This is a genomic window from Myxococcales bacterium, from assembly GCA_016703425.1.
Lineage (GTDB): Bacteria > Myxococcota_A > Polyangia > Polyangiales > Polyangiaceae > JADJCA01.
The window spans coordinates 467,605-482,526 of the sequence record JADJCA010000012.1; the positions used below are offsets into that span (position 1 = coordinate 467,605).

The 14,922-nt window shown below is 68.8% G+C and carries 19 protein-coding genes; 11 read left to right on the forward strand and 8 right to left on the reverse strand.

The features are described from left to right. Positions 1 to 18: 18 nt before the first annotated feature. Entirely contained in the window at positions 19 to 504 is a 486-nt protein-coding gene (locus IPG50_24825) for a DUF367 domain-containing protein (protein ID MBK6695408.1), read from the reverse strand. 129 nt (positions 505 to 633) lie between these two features. Between IPG50_24825 and IPG50_24830 the strand changes: the two genes are divergently transcribed. Further along, entirely contained in the window at positions 634 to 1,971 is a 1,338-nt protein-coding gene (locus tag IPG50_24830; protein ID MBK6695409.1) for a hypothetical protein, read from the forward strand. Between the two features lie 49 nt (positions 1,972 to 2,020). Here the strand turns inward: IPG50_24830 and IPG50_24835 are convergent, their stop codons facing one another. Further along, positions 2,021 to 2,314, reverse strand: coding sequence for a hypothetical protein (locus IPG50_24835; protein ID MBK6695410.1), 294 nt, complete (start codon positions 2,312 to 2,314; stop codon positions 2,021 to 2,023). A gap of 104 nt (positions 2,315 to 2,418) precedes the next feature. Between IPG50_24835 and IPG50_24840 the strand changes: the two genes are divergently transcribed. The 7 genes from IPG50_24840 (at position 2,419) to IPG50_24870 (ending at position 8,377) form a co-directional block, all read left to right on the forward strand. Then, complete coding sequence (locus IPG50_24840; GenBank protein MBK6695411.1) at positions 2,419 to 3,549, forward strand: PrsW family intramembrane metalloprotease; 1,131 nt, start codon at positions 2,419 to 2,421, stop codon at positions 3,547 to 3,549. 140 nt (positions 3,550 to 3,689) lie between these two features. Continuing rightward, positions 3,690 to 3,959: a 30S ribosomal protein S20 gene (rpsT, locus tag IPG50_24845; GenBank protein MBK6695412.1), complete on the forward strand. Its 270-nt coding sequence runs from the start codon at positions 3,690 to 3,692 to the stop codon at positions 3,957 to 3,959. Between the two features lie 62 nt (positions 3,960 to 4,021). Further along, positions 4,022 to 4,894: a serine/threonine protein kinase gene (locus IPG50_24850; protein ID MBK6695413.1), complete on the forward strand. Its 873-nt coding sequence runs from the start codon at positions 4,022 to 4,024 to the stop codon at positions 4,892 to 4,894. Positions 4,895 to 4,966: 72 nt separating this feature from the next. After that, a complete protein-coding gene (locus tag IPG50_24855; GenBank protein ID MBK6695414.1) occupies positions 4,967 to 6,109 on the forward strand; it encodes an acyl-CoA dehydrogenase family protein in 1,143 nt (380 codons plus the stop codon). Continuing rightward, positions 6,106 to 6,933: an SDR family NAD(P)-dependent oxidoreductase gene (locus tag IPG50_24860; protein MBK6695415.1), complete on the forward strand. Its 828-nt coding sequence runs from the start codon at positions 6,106 to 6,108 to the stop codon at positions 6,931 to 6,933. The genes IPG50_24855 and IPG50_24860 overlap by 4 nt, the downstream gene beginning before the upstream one ends. A gap of 5 nt (positions 6,934 to 6,938) precedes the next feature. Beyond that, a complete protein-coding gene (locus IPG50_24865) occupies positions 6,939 to 7,445 on the forward strand; it encodes an ureidoglycolate lyase (protein MBK6695416.1) in 507 nt (168 codons plus the stop codon). 338 nt (positions 7,446 to 7,783) lie between these two features. Then, on the forward strand, positions 7,784 to 8,377 hold the full coding sequence (locus tag IPG50_24870) for a MarR family transcriptional regulator (protein MBK6695417.1): 594 nt from the start codon (positions 7,784 to 7,786) through the stop codon (positions 8,375 to 8,377). A gap of 59 nt (positions 8,378 to 8,436) precedes the next feature. Here IPG50_24870 and IPG50_24875 read toward each other — a convergent pair whose 3' ends face one another. From IPG50_24875 to IPG50_24885, 3 genes are all read right to left on the reverse strand, one after another. Next, the gene (locus IPG50_24875) at positions 8,437 to 9,027 is read right to left on the reverse strand and encodes a hypothetical protein (protein MBK6695418.1); all 591 of its coding nucleotides are present in this window, start codon (positions 9,025 to 9,027) and stop codon (positions 8,437 to 8,439) included. 96 nt (positions 9,028 to 9,123) lie between these two features. Beyond that, entirely contained in the window at positions 9,124 to 9,939 is an 816-nt protein-coding gene (locus tag IPG50_24880) for a hypothetical protein (GenBank protein ID MBK6695419.1), read from the reverse strand. A gap of 48 nt (positions 9,940 to 9,987) precedes the next feature. Continuing rightward, entirely contained in the window at positions 9,988 to 10,521 is a 534-nt protein-coding gene (locus IPG50_24885) for a hypothetical protein (protein ID MBK6695420.1), read from the reverse strand. 81 nt (positions 10,522 to 10,602) lie between these two features. On the opposite strand from IPG50_24885, the gene IPG50_24890 reads away from it, so the two are divergent. Then, positions 10,603 to 11,715 carry a PEGA domain-containing protein gene (locus tag IPG50_24890; GenBank protein ID MBK6695421.1) on the forward strand — a complete coding sequence of 371 codons (1,113 nt, stop codon included), beginning with the start codon at positions 10,603 to 10,605 and terminating at the stop codon, positions 11,713 to 11,715. Between the two features lie 39 nt (positions 11,716 to 11,754). Here IPG50_24890 and IPG50_24895 read toward each other — a convergent pair whose 3' ends face one another. The 3 genes from IPG50_24895 to IPG50_24905 all read right to left on the reverse strand — a co-directional run bounded on the left by IPG50_24895 (position 11,755) and on the right by IPG50_24905 (position 13,494). Beyond that, entirely contained in the window at positions 11,755 to 12,213 is a 459-nt protein-coding gene (locus IPG50_24895) for a hypothetical protein (protein ID MBK6695422.1), read from the reverse strand. 186 nt (positions 12,214 to 12,399) lie between these two features. Then, on the reverse strand, positions 12,400 to 12,738 hold the full coding sequence (locus tag IPG50_24900) for a DUF4870 domain-containing protein (protein ID MBK6695423.1): 339 nt from the start codon (positions 12,736 to 12,738) through the stop codon (positions 12,400 to 12,402). A 102-nt stretch (positions 12,739 to 12,840) separates the two neighbouring features. Continuing rightward, positions 12,841 to 13,494, reverse strand: coding sequence for a hypothetical protein (locus IPG50_24905; protein MBK6695424.1), 654 nt, complete (start codon positions 13,492 to 13,494; stop codon positions 12,841 to 12,843). Here IPG50_24905 and IPG50_24910 point away from each other — a divergent pair. Both IPG50_24910 and IPG50_24915 read left to right on the forward strand, forming a co-directional pair. After that, a complete protein-coding gene (locus IPG50_24910; GenBank protein ID MBK6695425.1) occupies positions 13,493 to 14,074 on the forward strand; it encodes a hypothetical protein in 582 nt (193 codons plus the stop codon). The two genes, IPG50_24905 and IPG50_24910, sit on opposite strands and share 2 nt — an antisense overlap. Positions 14,075 to 14,150: 76 nt before the next feature. After that, a complete protein-coding gene (locus IPG50_24915; GenBank protein MBK6695426.1) occupies positions 14,151 to 14,819 on the forward strand; it encodes a histidine phosphatase family protein in 669 nt (222 codons plus the stop codon). The last annotated feature ends 103 nt before the right edge of the window (positions 14,820 to 14,922 follow it).

A 14,922-nucleotide genomic window follows, 5' to 3' on the forward strand; every position in this document is an offset into this window, starting at 1 on the left:
GGCGCTTCTCCAGCTTGGCTAAGAGAACTCGCGTAGGCCCGCGACGAAGGCGTCGGCCCAGCGGTAGTGATCGAGCAGCCCCGCCGTGTCGCGGCCGAGGATGCGGTACGCCGCGTAGATCGCCTCGATGGTCGCGAGCCCGCCCTCGGGATCGCCGAACTGCTTGCTCGTGCGCGGGTACGCGCTCACGAGCGGCGGCAAGCTTCGGACGGGGGCATCCGCGAAGATCTTCTCCATGGGCCGCACGTGCCGCCAAGTGCCGTCGAGCACGAGCAGGCCGCTCGCGCCGTCGGCATCGCTGAGGAGCGGCCCGCCGAGGCCGAGCCTCACGTAGCCGCCGAGGGCGTAGGGCATGTGAGGAAAGTTGCAGAATGCAAACCCGTCGCGATCGCGAAGAGCGCGGACGCTGCACTTGCTCCGTCGCTCGCGCGGATGGACGACGACGACGGTCGGGGGCCACGCGCGCGTCGACACGGTCCGGCTGGCTTCCTCTCCTCGCGCCATGGGGGACGAGACCTTATCAAGGACGGCGCGAGGCCGTGGGCGGCATGGGGGCAATTCCGCCACGGCGCAGGGGAAATGATTCCCTCGCGCGCTGTAAGGTCCCGGCGGGGCGCGCGTTTAGGAGGGCAAATGAGCACTTCCCATACGATTTTTGCCTCGGCCGCCGCCCTCTCGTTTCTCGTCGCCCCGACGCTCGCGTACGCCGACGCCGACGACATCGGCACGACGCCCGCGGCCGGCGCGCCGGTCGCGGTTCCGCCCAAGGCGGCCGGCCCCCGTGACGCCACCCCCCGCGACGCCACCCCCCGCGACGCCACACCGCGCGACGCCGTGACGGCGAACGGCGTTTCGGAAGCGTCGCCGCACCCGTTGACCGTGCTCCCCGAAGAGAGCCCCCGTGTGTACCGCGGCGGCGATGCGCCCATCGCCACGGCGCCGGCCGGCGACTGGGCTGTCTTGCACGCGGGCCTTCGACCGCGCATCGGCACGTTTGGCGGTGTGGCTACGCTCGCCCTGGCGCACGCCCGCACGGAGCGCTTCTACGGCGTCTTCTCGCTCTCGGCGGTGCGCAACGACGCGGGCACGCACGTGGGTGCGTTCCAGCTCGGGCTCGGCCGCAACCTCGCCGACTTCCACGTCGGCGGCATGCAGATCAGTCTCTCCGAGAACCGGGCCCGCACCTTCTATGGCATCGGTCAGCTCGCTCTCGCGTTCAACCGCGCCGGCGACGCGCACGGTCTCTTTCAAGTTGCAGGATACAATCGAGCCAACACGTTCGGCGGCATCACGCAGGTGGGGCTCTTCAACCGCACCGACGAGCGCTTCGCCGGTGTTGTCCAAGTGGGGCCTGCCAACGTCGACATGGGGACCTTTGCGGGCGTCGCGCAGGTCGGCGCCTTCAACACCGTGGGCTCGCTCTTCGGGCACTCCGACAACGCGAGGTTCTACGGCGTCACGCAGGCGGGCGTCGTGTCTTCCGTCGCCGGTCGGTTCACGGGGCTCGCGCAGCTTGGTGTTGCCAGCTACGCCCGCGAGTTCGTCGGCCTCGCGCAGATCGGCGGGTTCGCTGTTGGGTCGGAAGACTTTACGGGCCTCCTCCAGGCCGGCGGCGTCATCTTCTCCAAGGAGTCGGTCGGTATTCAGGCGGGCCTCGGTGTGATCTCCACGAAGGAACACACGGGCCTGCAGGTGGGGGCCGCTACCTTTGCGAAGAATGCCTCTGGTGCGCAAGTGGGCGTGGCCAATATGGCGAACGAGATCCACGGCGTGCAGATCGGCCTCTTCAACCAGGCCAAGCGCCTCCGCGGGCTGCAGATTGGTCTCGTCAATCACGCCGACGACGGCGTTCTGCCGTGGACCGCCGTGCTCAACATGGGCTTTGGCGACGACGAGGACGAAGCCAGCGCGTCGCTCCGCGCCCCTCGCCAACTGGGCTCGTCAGACGCGCCCGCGGTCTTCACGCGCTGAGCGGTCGCGCGGCGAATCAACGACCGCCGGCACGTCGAGAGGGACCACCCTAGGAGCGATTCGGAACGAGCAGTCCGCCTTCGACGCGACCGCGGACGGCAAAGCGGGTGCGCCCCTCTTCGTCCTTTCCCGGCAGCGGTTTGGCGAAGCGATGCGGTGGCGCGGCGACCACGGCGCCGAGGTCGGCGGCGCGGTCGGCGAGGGGGCCGGCGAGCGCCGCATCGAGCGCGGCCTGTTGAGCCTTGGCCACCGTCCCCGGCGCGAGCGGTAGCGCAACGTGGCCCGCCAGCGTGCGGTCGTCGACCGTGAGGAGAACCGTAGGCGCCGCGCTCGGGAGGGTCATGGGCAGGCGTGGATCTACCGCATTGTGGACCCGGCTTGCACGGCAACGCCGCTTTCGAGGGCCGCTTTTTCGGGTTGCACGGAGAATCGCGGTACAGTTTCGCCGTGTTTGGGCCTCTCCTGTGGCTCGCACCTTCGCTGGTGCCGGCGATCGTTTTCGCGCTGCTGGTCTACCGCAGCGATCGCGATCGCGAGCCGCGGTGGCTGGTCGCGCTGACCTTTGCGCTGGGGGCGCTCTTCGCGTTCGGCGCGCTCACGCTGGAACGGAAGGCCGCGGCCCTGACGGGGCTCGCCCTCGAGACGCGGATCGCTGGGGAACGCGACGCGCTGGTCTTCACCTTCGCGGTGGCCGCGCCCCTCCGTGAGGCCGCGAAGGTCGCCGCCACGTGGGCCGCATTCCGCTCGCGCCACTTCGACGAAGCCTACGACGGCCTCGTCTACCCAGCCGCCGCGGCCCTGGGCTTCGCGGCCATCGAGAGCGCTCTCATGCTTCGCGCCACGCCCACCGCCATCGGCACGTTGAGGGCGGCGCTGGCGCTGCCGGCTCACGTGTTCTTCGCCGTTTCTTGGGGCTACGCCCTGGGGCGTGCCCGCATTGATCGCACGCGACGCTCCGTGTTTCCCGCGGCGTGGCTCGCCGCAACCCTCATGCACGGCCTCTACCTTCACTTCGTTTACGGGCGGGGTCCGGGCGCGCTCTTGGGCGCCGCCCCGCTCTTGGCCGCCATGGCGCTCATCACGTGGCTCGGTGCGCGCGACCTCCGGGCCCGCGACGACAAGGCCTCGAGCCGTCGCTCGCGCCTGTCGCGACTCTCGGTCGAATTGCCGCGCCCGCCGAGCTTCAAGGCCGTGCGGGCCGCGCTCACGCACGCCGACCAGCCGGTCCTCTTTCGTTGGATCGGCTTCGGCGCGCTCACGACGCTCGGGAGCATGCTCCTCGGGCTCGCCGTGGCCGTTGCCGTTGGGCACTACGCGCACGTGGATTTCGCGGCGGTTGACGAGCGCGACCTACGGACCACGGCGCCTGTCGCGCTCCTCGGTTTGGGACTTCTCCTGTCGTTTCCCGTGAGCGGCTACCTGGTCGCCCGAGCTTCGGGCGCCGCGTCGCTCCTTGAGCCGGCGCTCGCCGCGGGAATCGCGCTGCTGGTGGTCGTCGCCGCCCTCGGGGCGCTCGCGCCCACGGCCCTCGTTTTCGCCGTCGCCTTCGCGCCGATCGCGTTTCCCTCGCTTGTCTAGGGGCTTGGGTCGCGCCGAGGTGAGCGGCGAAGGGAGGCCCACCGCGGCGCGAGCGGCGACGGATGGGCCACCTTTGGTGAGCCGGGCTTGACAGGCCCCATGGTTTCAATAGAGTGCCGCACCCAACCGAAGGACTTGTCGTGGCCAATCATCCGTCCGCCGAAAAACGTAATCGCCAGCGCGTCAAGCGCACCATTCGTAACCGCGCTGTCAAGAGCACCGTCCGTACGCTCGTGAAGAGCGTGCGCGCCGAGGTGAGCGGTAAGAACAAGGAAGGCGCGACAGCGGCCCTCAAGAAGGCCATCAAGGCCCTCGACAAGGCCGGCACGAAGGGCGCGGTCCACAGGAAGACCGTGTCACGCACCATCGGGCGCCTGAGCGCCGGTGTGGCCAAGCTCGTCAAGGGCTGAGCGCTGATAGAGTTCCGACGCGTCCACTTCTCACGCGGATTGGTCCTTATCGCGTCGTCGCCTTGATTGGCGAGGGCGGCAGCGGGGTTGTGTACGAATGCGTTCGTGAGGGCTCCTCAGGTGAGCCCCACGTCGCCATCAAGGTCCTGAACGACGCGCTCTCGGCCGAGCCGGACGTCGTGGCGCGCTTCGAGCGCGAGGCTGCGGTCGCCAAGCGCATTGAAAGCGCCCACGTTGTCCGTGTCCATGAGTTCGGACGCGACGGCGACCGACCGTACCTCGTGATGGAGCTGGTGCGGGGCCGCGATCTCGGGGCGTTGCTCGCGGGCCCGCGTCTGCCCGTCGAGCGGGCGGTGCGACTCGTGCGGCAGGTGCTCGTGGGGCTCGAGGCGGTGCATGCGACGGGGGCCGTGTATCGGGATCTCAAGCCCGAAAACGTCTTGGTCGAAGCGGGGCCGGGCGGCGAATGCGCGAAGCTCGTCGACTTTGGCATGTCGAAGGAAGCGTCGTCGCTCGCGTTCACCGAGCCGGGCATCGTGCTCGGCACGCCCGCCTACGTTGCGCCCGAGCAAGCGCGTGGCGCCGACGTTGACGCGCGGGCGGACGTCTACTCGGCCGGCGTGGTGCTCTTCGAGTGCTTGACGGGCCGAACGCCGCACGTTGCCCCGAATGCGCAAGCCATGCTGGTCGCGGTGGCCACGACCAAGGCGCCCGACGTACGGGCGTTCGCCCCGCGCCTGCCGCGCGCCCTCGCCGGCATTGTGAACCGGGCTTTGGCGGCCCCCGCGGAGCGCTACCCGTCGGCGCGCGCCATGGAGCTCGCGCTGGCACGGCTCGAGCCGTTCACCGACGCGTCCCGTCCATGGCGGTGGCTCTATGGCGCCGTCGCGCTGATCGTAGGGGCGCTCGCGACCGCGTGGTGGCTCACGCGATAGCGTCGCTGCCAGGCGACCGTGCGATGCGACTCGTTCTGCGCGGCGGGCGGCGGCATGGGTATCATCGTGGCCATGCGAATCGAAGACACGCACCCAACGCTCGCTGCCGCGCGGCGACTCGACACGACCGTTCGAGCCCACGCGGCCGAGACCAACTCCGCGCGATGTTTGGCGGCGCCGCTCGTCGATGCGTTCGTTGAGGCAGGCTTCTATCGCATGCTGATCCCGAAGGCTGTCGGCGGCGAAGAGGTGCCCCCGCAGGTCTTCGTGTCGGTGCTTGAAGCCCTGGGCAAAGCCGATGGGTCGGCCGCATGGTGCGTCATGGTCGGTGCCACCACGGGGCTTGTTGCGGCGCTCCTTCCGGAAGATGCCGCGCGCGAAGTCTTTCCGAAAGACGTCGTGCCGTCCGGCGTGTTCGCACCCATCGGAACGGCGAGTGTGGAGCCGGGAGGCTTGCGCGTATCGGGTCGGTGGCCCTTTGCCAGTGGTTCGGAGCGCGCCACCGTTCGCCTTGCGGGTGTCGTCGTGAAGGAAGAAGGGCAAGCGCCGCGGGTCAGCCACGTGCTCGTCGCCCCGAAGGACATGCACGTTGTCGACACGTGGCGCACGGCGGGCCTGCGTGGCACCGGCAGCCATGACATGGTCGCCGAGTCGGTCTTCGTGCCGGACGCTCGAACGCTCTCGCTGTTCGGCGCGAAGCCGCGCCACGGTGGGCCGCTCTATGCGTTTCCCTTTTTTGGCCTCCTCTCCCTTGGCATCGCGGCCGTCGCCATGGGGGTGGCGAGTGCCGCGCTCGACGCCTTCGCCGAGTTGGCGGCGAAGAAGACGCCTGGCGGGAGCAAGCGCGCCCTCAACCAACGGGAAACGGTGCACCTGCGTTTCGCAGAAGCGACCGCGGCGTTAGGCGCCGCGCGCGCGTTCGTTGCTGTTGCGGTGGCCGACGCAGAGGCGGAGGCACGCGCAGAAGGCGCGGTCTCCGTGCCGAAGCGCGCCACGCTACGGCTCGCGGCGGCCAACGCCGTGCGCGCCTCGGCAGCGGCTGTGGATCTCGTCTACGGCGCCGCCGGCGGGAGCTCCATCTACGCAGACCACCCGCTCCAGCGTCAGTTCCAGGACGTCCACGTGGCGACGCAGCACATGATGGTCGCCGAGCCCGTCTGGACGCTCGCCGGGCGCGTCATGCTTGGCGTCGAATCGGACACCTCGCAGCTATGAGCCTTCCCCTCGAAGGCGCCATCGCCGTCGTCACGGGCGCGTCGCGCGGCGTCGGCAAAGGGATCGCGCTCGGTCTCGGCGAGGCGGGCGCGACGGTGGTGGTTACCGGTCGTACGAGCGAGGGCGGCGGCGCGCTTCCGGGCACGCTCACCGAGACAGCCGATGCTGTCACGGCCCGCGGCGGGCGCGGCGTAGCGTGCCGATGTGACCACGCAAAGGACGACGAGGTCGCCGCGCTCTTCGCGTGGGTTCGGGAGAGGTTCGGCCGTCTTGATGTGCTGGTGAACAACGCGTTTGCGGTGCCGGCGCCGCCGCTGGCGCGCTCCTTCTGGGAACTGCCGCTATCGACGTGGGACACGATGCATCAGGTTGGGCTCCGCTCGCATTACGTCGCCAGCGTGTATGGCGTTCCGCTGATGCTCGCAACCACGGCGCTGCCGCATCGTTCGAGGCTCATCGTCAACGTCTCGAGCTTTGGCGGACTCCACTACGCCATCAACACGGCCTACGGCGTTGGTAAAGCTGGCGTCGATCGCTTCTCGCGCGACGCCGCGAAGGAGCTTCGTCCTCATGGCGTCGCGGTCGTGTCGCTTTACCCGGGGATCGTCAAGACCGAGCGGGTGCTCGCGGACGTAGACGGCGTTGGATTCGACCTTTCGAACAGTGAGTCGCCCGTCTTTTCGGGGCGCGCCGTGGCGGCCTTGGCGGCCGACGAACGCGTCCTTGGCAGGAGCGGCAAGGTCCTCGTGGTCGCCGAGCTCGCGTCCGAATACGGCTTCACCGACGAAGGTGGGCACCTGCCCACGAGCCTGAGGCGCCCATGAAGCTCATGGTCGAACCCCTGACCCACCAAGCGTTTGCCCCGTTTGGCGATGTCGTTGCTGCGGATCGTGAGGACCGCGTCGCCGCGGCGGCCAACCTGGGAACCGCCGAGCGACGTGACTACCTCGTCGACCTCGTCAACGCGCGGCCGCAAGCGAAGCTCAACGTCGCGTGTTTTCGCTGCCGCCCCTTCGCCCAGCCGCTCCGCCTTTCCGTGCTCGAGAAACATCCCGCTTCGACGCAGCTCTTCGTGCCCATGACGCCGGGCGCGTTCCTCGTCGTTGTGGCCGAAGGCGACGACGAGCCGCGCCTCGAGACGGCGCGAGCCTTCTTGGTGGAGGGGGGGCGCGGCGTCGCGTACGCACCGGGCACGTGGCATCACCCGATGATCGCGCTAGGTGGTGCCATCGACTTTTCGTGCTTTGTCTGGGAGGACGGCTCGCCGCTCGATTGCGTGACCACGACGCTCGCGGAGGCGCTGACGGTGGAGTTCCCGGGGGCGAGGTCCGACTAGGCCCCGCTGATCTGACGAGCGTCGTCCGCCCCGGCAAGGCGGCCGGAGGTGACGTCGCTACAGGAATGCCCGCCGTGATGCGGGGGCGCGCCGCCAGCCGCGGAATTGTCGCCGACGTGTGGCGGCGCGGAAGTGGTGCTGCTGGCCGCCGGCCGTCCAGAGCTGGCCATGGACAGGGTGCGCCGCCGCTGCGGTAAGCGGGGAGCGCGGCTCGGCGGGCGGCGGGGCCGGGCGCAGCGGCTCGTCAATTAGCATGCAAAGTAGATTGGTCCGCGCCAGCGCCCCCGCCGGCCGGGCGGGCGCGCGCGCGTTGGCGCGGACCGTGCCTTGCGAGAGCCATGCTCCCGCCCCTACGACTTACGTTCAAGCGCGCGACCCTCTTGGCGGGCCACTGGGCTCGGCAGCTCGCCTTGGTCGCGAAGCTGACTCCCGCCCGCGCCGATCTCATGCTCCTGCTTCGCGATCATCCGATGCTTCAGTCTGGCATCATTCGCGAGATGTGCGTCAGCGCTCCCGTGGTCAGTCGAATGCTGAAGGCTCTCGAAGGTCTTGGCTTGGTGCAACGGCGCCCGCACCCATCGGATCGTCGCTACCGCATCGTCGAGCTGACGCGCCTCGGGCACGAAGCGCTCGCCCCCCTGTTAGAAGACCTGCTTCCCGAAGGCGACGAGGCGGGAACCGTGCAGGACGCGGCGGAGTCGATCACCCTCACGTACCTTAAGGGTCCGCTGACGCAGCTCGCGATCCAGACCGACATCCCGTGTGACCGAAACCTTCGCGAGACGCTGCCGACGTTCTTTGAACTTGTCCGCCGGAACCCCCTCTTCACATTCCTCGCGGGAAGCGTCCCTCCGGCGCCCGATCTGTCGCCCCCACCGACGCTAGCTCCCGATCCACCGGATCTGTGGAACGGTCGCGAGGTCGCCGCGTAGCACCTCGCGAGGTAGGGCCTGGCGCGTCCGCCCTCGCACTGCGCGTCCGCGCGTCTCGCCTAGACCGGCGCCTTCTCCGAAACCTTCCGATGGGCCAAGGCGACGCGGTTCCGCGTCGTCATGAGCTTCTGCTTCAGGCTATCGGCTTCGCGAACCACGTCCTGCCAGCCAGCCTGCGCCGCCTCCGCGATCATGCGCTCGGCTTCGGCGACCACGTCGTTCATTTCTGTCTGCGCGTCGCCGAGGCGCTTCTTCAGCGTCGGTCCATCGGTCGACTCGTTGCCGCCTTCGACGAGGTCGGCAACGGGCTGCGTGGCCCGCTTCGCGCGTTCGGCCAGCGCCACGAAGCGCTGCATCACGACCGCGTGCTCCGCCATGCGACTCTCGATGCGGCGCGCCACGTCGAGCGTCTTCTCGGCAGCACCCTGCTGCCGGTTTCGGGCACCTTGCATCGCCGTCATGAGCATTTCGACGTCGTGGCCCAAGCGCTGCTCGCAGGCCGCCGCTTCCTCGAGGAGCTTGGTGGCGCGTGCAAGGCTCTTCTGCGAAGAGAGCGGCATGGCCGCTAGCTCCACGGCGAGCTCGTCGTAGCGGATGAGGTCGTGCTCAAAGGTTGCAGCTGCGGTCGCGAGTGGAGTTTTCGCCGTCACCCTCGCAGGGTTGGCCTTTCGGCGGCTTTGCACAAGTGGAAAAGCCGCGAGTGGTCCCAGCAGCCCCAACGGCCTCGGTGGGTCGCTTCGCGGTCATCAACGTTCGATGGCTCGGAGTCGCGCCCGCTCCCGTGCGAGGAGCCGCGGCAAGATCTCCTCGAGCGCAATGGGCACGATGGCGTTGTGAGCGTCGGCGCCGTAAACGGCGACTTTCTCCAACGTGAACGATGAAAAGGGAGGCGCCTCCTCTTCGAAGCCGTGTGCCAGCGCGAGAACGTCGCGGGGCCATTCAAGGTCTTGCCACGCAAAAAGCACCGGCCGGTTGGTGCGCGCCGCCGCGCGTCCGATCTCCTCGTCTTGGCACGTGTCGATGGCAAGGATTGCTGCGGGGATCTCGTCGTCGCGAGTCATGGGCACGAAGAGCCCTGTCTCGCTGCTGCAGCCGGCGCCGCTATGGCCGACCAAGAACACGCGCGCGCGGTCAACGCGGTGGCCCGCGGCTTGCGCGGCGAGCGCCGTCGCTTCGACGAAGGTGGGGAGGTCGAAGTCCAGCCACAGCGTCCTTGCCGCGCCGCTGTCCTTAAGCTGACTCGGCGCAGCGACCAAGAACGGACCGACGGTCCGCGCCACACGCTCGAAGGTGGGGCGAAGGTCGGCGCGTCCGCCGCCGAACCACAGGTGCTTCTGCGGCACGAAGTTCAAGCCGTGCAAAAACACGACGAGCGGAAGTGGGTCTCGGTTGGCGTCGCCGGCCAAGTGGAGCCATGAGCTCTTGGCGCCCGTCGCCCCAAGCAACGCCTCGTCGGCGTAGGAGAAGGAAAAGGACCGCGCGGGCTCGGCGTGGGCGGCGCTCGCTGCAAGGGCCGCACATAGCGGCGCAAGCCGAGCGAGCACGCAGCGCGAGGGCGTCACGAAGTGAGGATAGCGCCCCCACGGCGCGTCATCGCGGCGGGCCGCGTCTCAAAGGAAGAAAGACACGCCCACCGTCAAGGCCGGGTACCCAAGACGCATCGTCAGCGCAATTCGTTCGTTGAAGTGGTACCGGCCACCCGCGCTGAAGGTTGGGACGACGTAGTCCCGGGAGCCGAAGGCCACCGCCACGCCCGGCTCGCCGAAGACCGACCAGTGCGTCGAAAGCCAGAAGTTCCACTGCATGACCACCGGGACGACGAAGGGAACCGAGCCCCGTGCTGGGAAGAAGGCGTCGGCGCCGACGCCCAACCCGATGCTGTTGTTGATGGTCGGCACGAAGCCGTTTTGGACGAGGATGAATGTTCCACGGAATCCCGCACCGGCGGAGAAGTTACGAACGAACGGGCCGTAGCCCACGAGGCCGTGCGGCTCCGCGTCGAAGAAGTAGCGGGGATGGTCGCCGGGGTTCTTGATGAGGAGCTGCTCGTCGGCGTGGGCCGACGACGACGCGCACACGACGAACGCGGCCACGGCGCTGGCGAGCGTGAGGCGGGTGCAGGTGTGGGGCGTGGAAGTTCGCATGGGCATTCGCGGTCTCCGAAAACACGATACAAGGTTGAGGGCCCGAGGGAAGCTCGGTGCCGCCTGGTCTTCCCGCTTGCCATGCGTCGCCACGCGATGATCCGCTCCAACGTCGTCGCCTTCGTCATCGTCTTCGTTAGCGCCCTCGCGTCGCACGGCTTGGCTGACGAACGGCACGACGACGCACGTCGCGCCTTCGACGAGGGGGTCCGGCTATTCGAACTGGGTGACTTCGAGGGAGCGCGAGCTCTCTTTCTCCGGGCCGAAGCGGCGCGCCACTCGTCGGCGACACTGTTCAACTTGGCTCGCGCCGAGGAGAAGCTCCAAAACGTTCAGGCGGCGGTACTCGCCTACGAGGCGTACCTGGTCGAGGCGGGGGCCAGCACCGATCTGGGCCTCGCGGCTTCCGTCGCGGTGGCGGAGCTCAAGGCGCGCTCCGCGCGTCTTCGCGTCGAGTCGCGACCGCCCTCGGCGCACGTGGAGATCGATGGCCGCACCGACAAGGGGCTCACGCCAACCTTGATCTACGTGCGGCCCGGCGTTCACCGCGTGCGTGTGTGGGATGCCCGGCGGGAGCAGGTTCGTGTGGTCCACGCCGAGGCGCCGCAAGTCGAAACCCTCGTCGACGTCGACCTGATGCCAGCGGCCGCACCGGCCGAGTCCGATGCGTCGCGCGACGACGCTGCGCGGGCGCCTGGAGGCCTCGGCTTTGTGGGACTCTCCGGCGCCCTCGTGACGTACCACTTTGTTGGCGAGCCCAAGTCGCCAGCGGCGACCAACTTCGCCGATCACACCAACGTCACCGTCGGCGCCGCCGTCGACGGCGGCATCCGGTTTGCGACTCGACTCTTCGCGACCGCCGACGCCTTCGCCTCGGTTGGGACCTACGGCCACCCGAACTACGTCGTTGGAGGAAGTGCCGGCGTCGCGTATCGGGCCGACGCGGGCTTGTGGTTTCGCGCGGCCGCCACCATCGCATCTGTCGATAGCAACAAGGACGGGCGCGTCCTCGGCACCGACGTGGTCCTCGGACCCTCCGTGGAGCTCTCTTACGAGCTCTCGCGCAACGCCGCCGGCGCGTGGCTCGTCGGTGCCGGCGCCAGCTACCTGCCTGCCGACGCCCGGCGCGACAACGACGCGGTGTTCTTTCCGGTCCGCCTCACCTATCGCCTCGGTCGGCTCGCCGCGCTCTAGGTTGCCTGCGCGCAGCGAACTCGAAGGCGCGCCGCGCTCTCAGCCGCCGCGCTTGGCGACTTCGAGCGCACCCGGGATCTTGCGAATGGCCGCGGAGGCGGCCGCGCGGATGGCGCCGTCCTCCACGACGCGGGCGTGCGCCGGGTCGTTTTCGGCGCGGGAGCGCTGGTTGAGAATGATCACGACGCTTCCATCCTTGGCGGAGCGGACCGTGGTCGACAGGATGCAGGTCGTGGAGATCTTCTCCTGCGTCCGCTCCGTGTCGAGGCCAACCACGGAGACCGACACCACGTACGGCTTCATGCGGGTCGACTTGCGCCAGTCGATGGTGTCGAGCTCCTCTTCGAGGGTCGACCGGACAAGCGTCAGCTTGCCCTTGGCTTCCGGCGCCGTCGCGATGACCTCGCCGATGGAGACGAGCTTGGTCTTCGCGGCGAAGGCTGCTGAGCTGCTGAGAGCGAGCGCGGCGGCGGCGACCAGCAGGGGGCGGAGCTTCATCGACAACGACCATGCATGGTCTCATCGAGGAACAACAGTATTTAACCCGAACAAGTCCGTCTCATCCGGGCTCGGCGGAACTCTGAATCCATGGCGGGCCGTGTTGCGTGTGGGATACGCCGTCGGCGGCAAAATCCTCCGCAAAATAAGCCACGGAAAATCGTTTGAGAGCCAACGGTCGGTGTCTCAGGTCGCGTCCTCGAGGCGCCGGCTCACGTCGCCGATCACGGGGTAGTCGTACTCGTAGCCCTGGTAGATCTTGACCGCCGCGATGAGGTGCCAGACGAGGAAGAGCGGAATGGCGGCGCCGCAGGTGAGGACCGAGATCCCGGTCCCCGCGAGCGACCAGAGCAGCGCTTGCCGCGCCTGGTGCTCGACCCACCGCGACTCGCCGCGCTTCAGCAGATAGACGGCTAACGGCGCGAGAAACCAAGCGAATAGCGTCCCGCCGTGGGCCATGACGGCGGCGAGGCGTTCGCGCTCGGTGGGGGTCGTGACGAGGCTTCCGGGGAACGTCGCATTCATGAGGGTCTGTTCGCCCGAGGGCCGCCGAAAATTTCCGACCACGCGCTTTTCTGGGCCTGCTTTTCTGGGCCTGCCCGGGGCACAAGCCCGGGGCGACCGGCGCTACAGGCTTCGAGCCCACGCCAGCCCTACGCTGGCGACAGCCCCGAGCGCGGCGCCGACGAACACTTCGGCGGGAGTGTGCCGGCGTAGGGCGATGCGGGACCAAGCCACAGCGGCGGCGGCGGCGAGCAAGAGCCCGAAGGCCCAAGGCTCGCCCACGCCGACGGTTCCGGCGGCAACGACGGCGAAGGCCGTGTGCAGCGAGGCCTTGATGACCCGGTTGACGAGGCTGCCCACGGCAAACAACGCGAATGCGCAGGCCGTTCCCACCACCGCGCTCCGCGGCGCCCCGGTGAAGTGGAGCGCGGCGGCCGCGCATGCCGTGGCAGCCATCGAGACGCGGTAGAACCCTCCGCGCTCTTCGCGCTTCGAGACGTCGACATGCGAGAGCGTGCCTCGCCTCACGCCGTGCACCAGGTACGCGGCCACGGCCAGCATCGCTACGACGACGGTGCCGAGAATCGCCGCCGCTTGCGCGACGCTCACGCGTCCCCGCATCGCAAGGGTCATCGCCACGGGCACGAGCACCATCGGGTGACCTACGATGGATACACTCCGCGCGAGCCGCGAGGCCTTGGCCGAGTGGTCCGACGCATCCATGAACGGCGAGCGTAGCGCGTTCACCGGCCCCAGACTCGCGTAGGCTTCGCCCATGGCAAAGCTCAAGAAGTCGAACGGTCCCTTCGAGCGGCTCACGGACTTGCTCCGGGAATCGCCTCCCGTGCCCGTCGACCAACCCTTCGACGCAGCTGCGCTCGAGCCGCTCTACGCCTTGGCTCGCGCGCACGATCGTCGCGTCGTGGCCTTCCTAGAGACGCTTGCGACCTTGAACACGAGCTTTCACCTCTACGACATCGAGATGTTTCCCGCGCAGCTCCTCCGCGGAAAGCGGGGCGAAGCCTGGAACGCCGGCGCGAGCGTCGTCACCGAGGACGACGTGTGCCTCGCCAAGAACGGCGCCGGCGACATCTACGTATGGCACGCGCCGTCGGGCAAAGTGCGCTTCCTGCAACACGACAAGGGCTGGGCCGTCGACGGGACGTTCCGCAACGTCGACGAGTTCGTCGAACACGCGATGTCGCAGGTCGTTGAGCTGCTCGAAGAGGACTCGCTCGACGACGCCGACGACGCGATGATCGCGGGGCTTCGCTTCGCGCTCTCCGTTGCCGGCGACGAGTCCCTCGACGACGACGCGCGGGCAAAGCTCGTGGACCTTCGTGTCATGAAGGCGTAGCGAAGCGGGCGCGGCGTAACCTTGGCGAAGCCGACTTCGCCGGCCGTGGGGGCGAAATTCGCTCTAGCCTTGGGCGATGACGACGCGCGTCTACCTGGTCCGGCACGGCGCCACACCGCTCGCAGCCGAGGACCGCTTCGCCGGCTCGACGGACGTCGAACTCTCGGACGAGGGACACCGGCAGGCCGAGCGCCTTGCGGAGCGCCTCGCCAGCGAGCCCGTCGCCGCGATCTACGCGAGCCCGATGAAGCGCACCGTGGCGACGGCGGCTCACGTCGCGAAGCCGCACGGCATCGAGGCCATGACCGACGGCGATCTGCGAGAGATCGATCACGGTCGCTGGGAGGGGCTCACCCGGGCTGAGGTCGAGGAGCGATTCCCGGACGAATACGCCGCCTGGGATCGCGATCCCTTCACCTTCGCGCCCGACGGCGGCGAGCCGGGGGTGCACGTGATGGCGCGAGCGCTTCCCGCTGTGCGCCGCATCGTGGCAGCGAACGTCGGCAAGGCCATCGTCATCGTGTCGCACAAGGCGACCATTCGCCTGGTCCTCTGCGCGCTCCTTGGCATCGACGCGCGTGGCTATCGCGATCGCCTCGACCAACACCCCGCCTGTTTGAACGCGCTCGACTTCAAGGATCCCGTTCGCGTGCGCCTCGTTACGTTCAACGATTGCTCGCACTACACGAGAGCCCCCATGGCGACGGGCGCCAGCCTGTCGAAGTGGTGGAGCGAGCCTCGCTGACGCACGCGCCGCCCTCGTTGAACCAGCGACCACGGAACGAAGGGGTCCGATCGGTACCCTGCCGCTGTGCCACGGTGAGACACGGGGCGACGAGCTTCGCCGC

What these genes read in the sequence shown, in the direction of transcription:
- IPG50_24825 (MBK6695408.1), bottom strand. Translation starts at nt 504, where the DNA reads ATGGCGCGAGGAGAGGAAGCCAGCCGGACCGTGTCGACGCGCGCGTGG.
- IPG50_24830 (MBK6695409.1), top strand. Translation starts at nt 634, where the DNA reads ATGAGCACTTCCCATACGATTTTTGCCTCGGCCGCCGCCCTCTCGTTT.
- IPG50_24835 (MBK6695410.1), bottom strand. Translation starts at nt 2,314, where the DNA reads ATGACCCTCCCGAGCGCGGCGCCTACGGTTCTCCTCACGGTCGACGAC.
- IPG50_24855 (MBK6695414.1), top strand. Translation starts at nt 4,967, where the DNA reads ATGCGAATCGAAGACACGCACCCAACGCTCGCTGCCGCGCGGCGACTC.
- IPG50_24860 (MBK6695415.1), top strand. Translation starts at nt 6,106, where the DNA reads ATGAGCCTTCCCCTCGAAGGCGCCATCGCCGTCGTCACGGGCGCGTCG.
- IPG50_24865 (MBK6695416.1), top strand. Translation starts at nt 6,939, where the DNA reads ATGGTCGAACCCCTGACCCACCAAGCGTTTGCCCCGTTTGGCGATGTC.
- IPG50_24870 (MBK6695417.1), top strand. Translation starts at nt 7,784, where the DNA reads ATGCTCCCGCCCCTACGACTTACGTTCAAGCGCGCGACCCTCTTGGCG.
- IPG50_24885 (MBK6695420.1), bottom strand. Translation starts at nt 10,521, where the DNA reads ATGCGAACTTCCACGCCCCACACCTGCACCCGCCTCACGCTCGCCAGC.
- IPG50_24890 (MBK6695421.1), top strand. Translation starts at nt 10,603, where the DNA reads ATGCGTCGCCACGCGATGATCCGCTCCAACGTCGTCGCCTTCGTCATC.
- IPG50_24895 (MBK6695422.1), bottom strand. Translation starts at nt 12,213, where the DNA reads ATGAAGCTCCGCCCCCTGCTGGTCGCCGCCGCCGCGCTCGCTCTCAGC.
- IPG50_24900 (MBK6695423.1), bottom strand. Translation starts at nt 12,738, where the DNA reads ATGAATGCGACGTTCCCCGGAAGCCTCGTCACGACCCCCACCGAGCGC.
- IPG50_24910 (MBK6695425.1), top strand. Translation starts at nt 13,493, where the DNA reads ATGGCAAAGCTCAAGAAGTCGAACGGTCCCTTCGAGCGGCTCACGGAC.
- IPG50_24905 (MBK6695424.1), bottom strand. Translation starts at nt 13,494, where the DNA reads ATGGGCGAAGCCTACGCGAGTCTGGGGCCGGTGAACGCGCTACGCTCG.
- IPG50_24915 (MBK6695426.1), top strand. Translation starts at nt 14,151, where the DNA reads ATGACGACGCGCGTCTACCTGGTCCGGCACGGCGCCACACCGCTCGCA.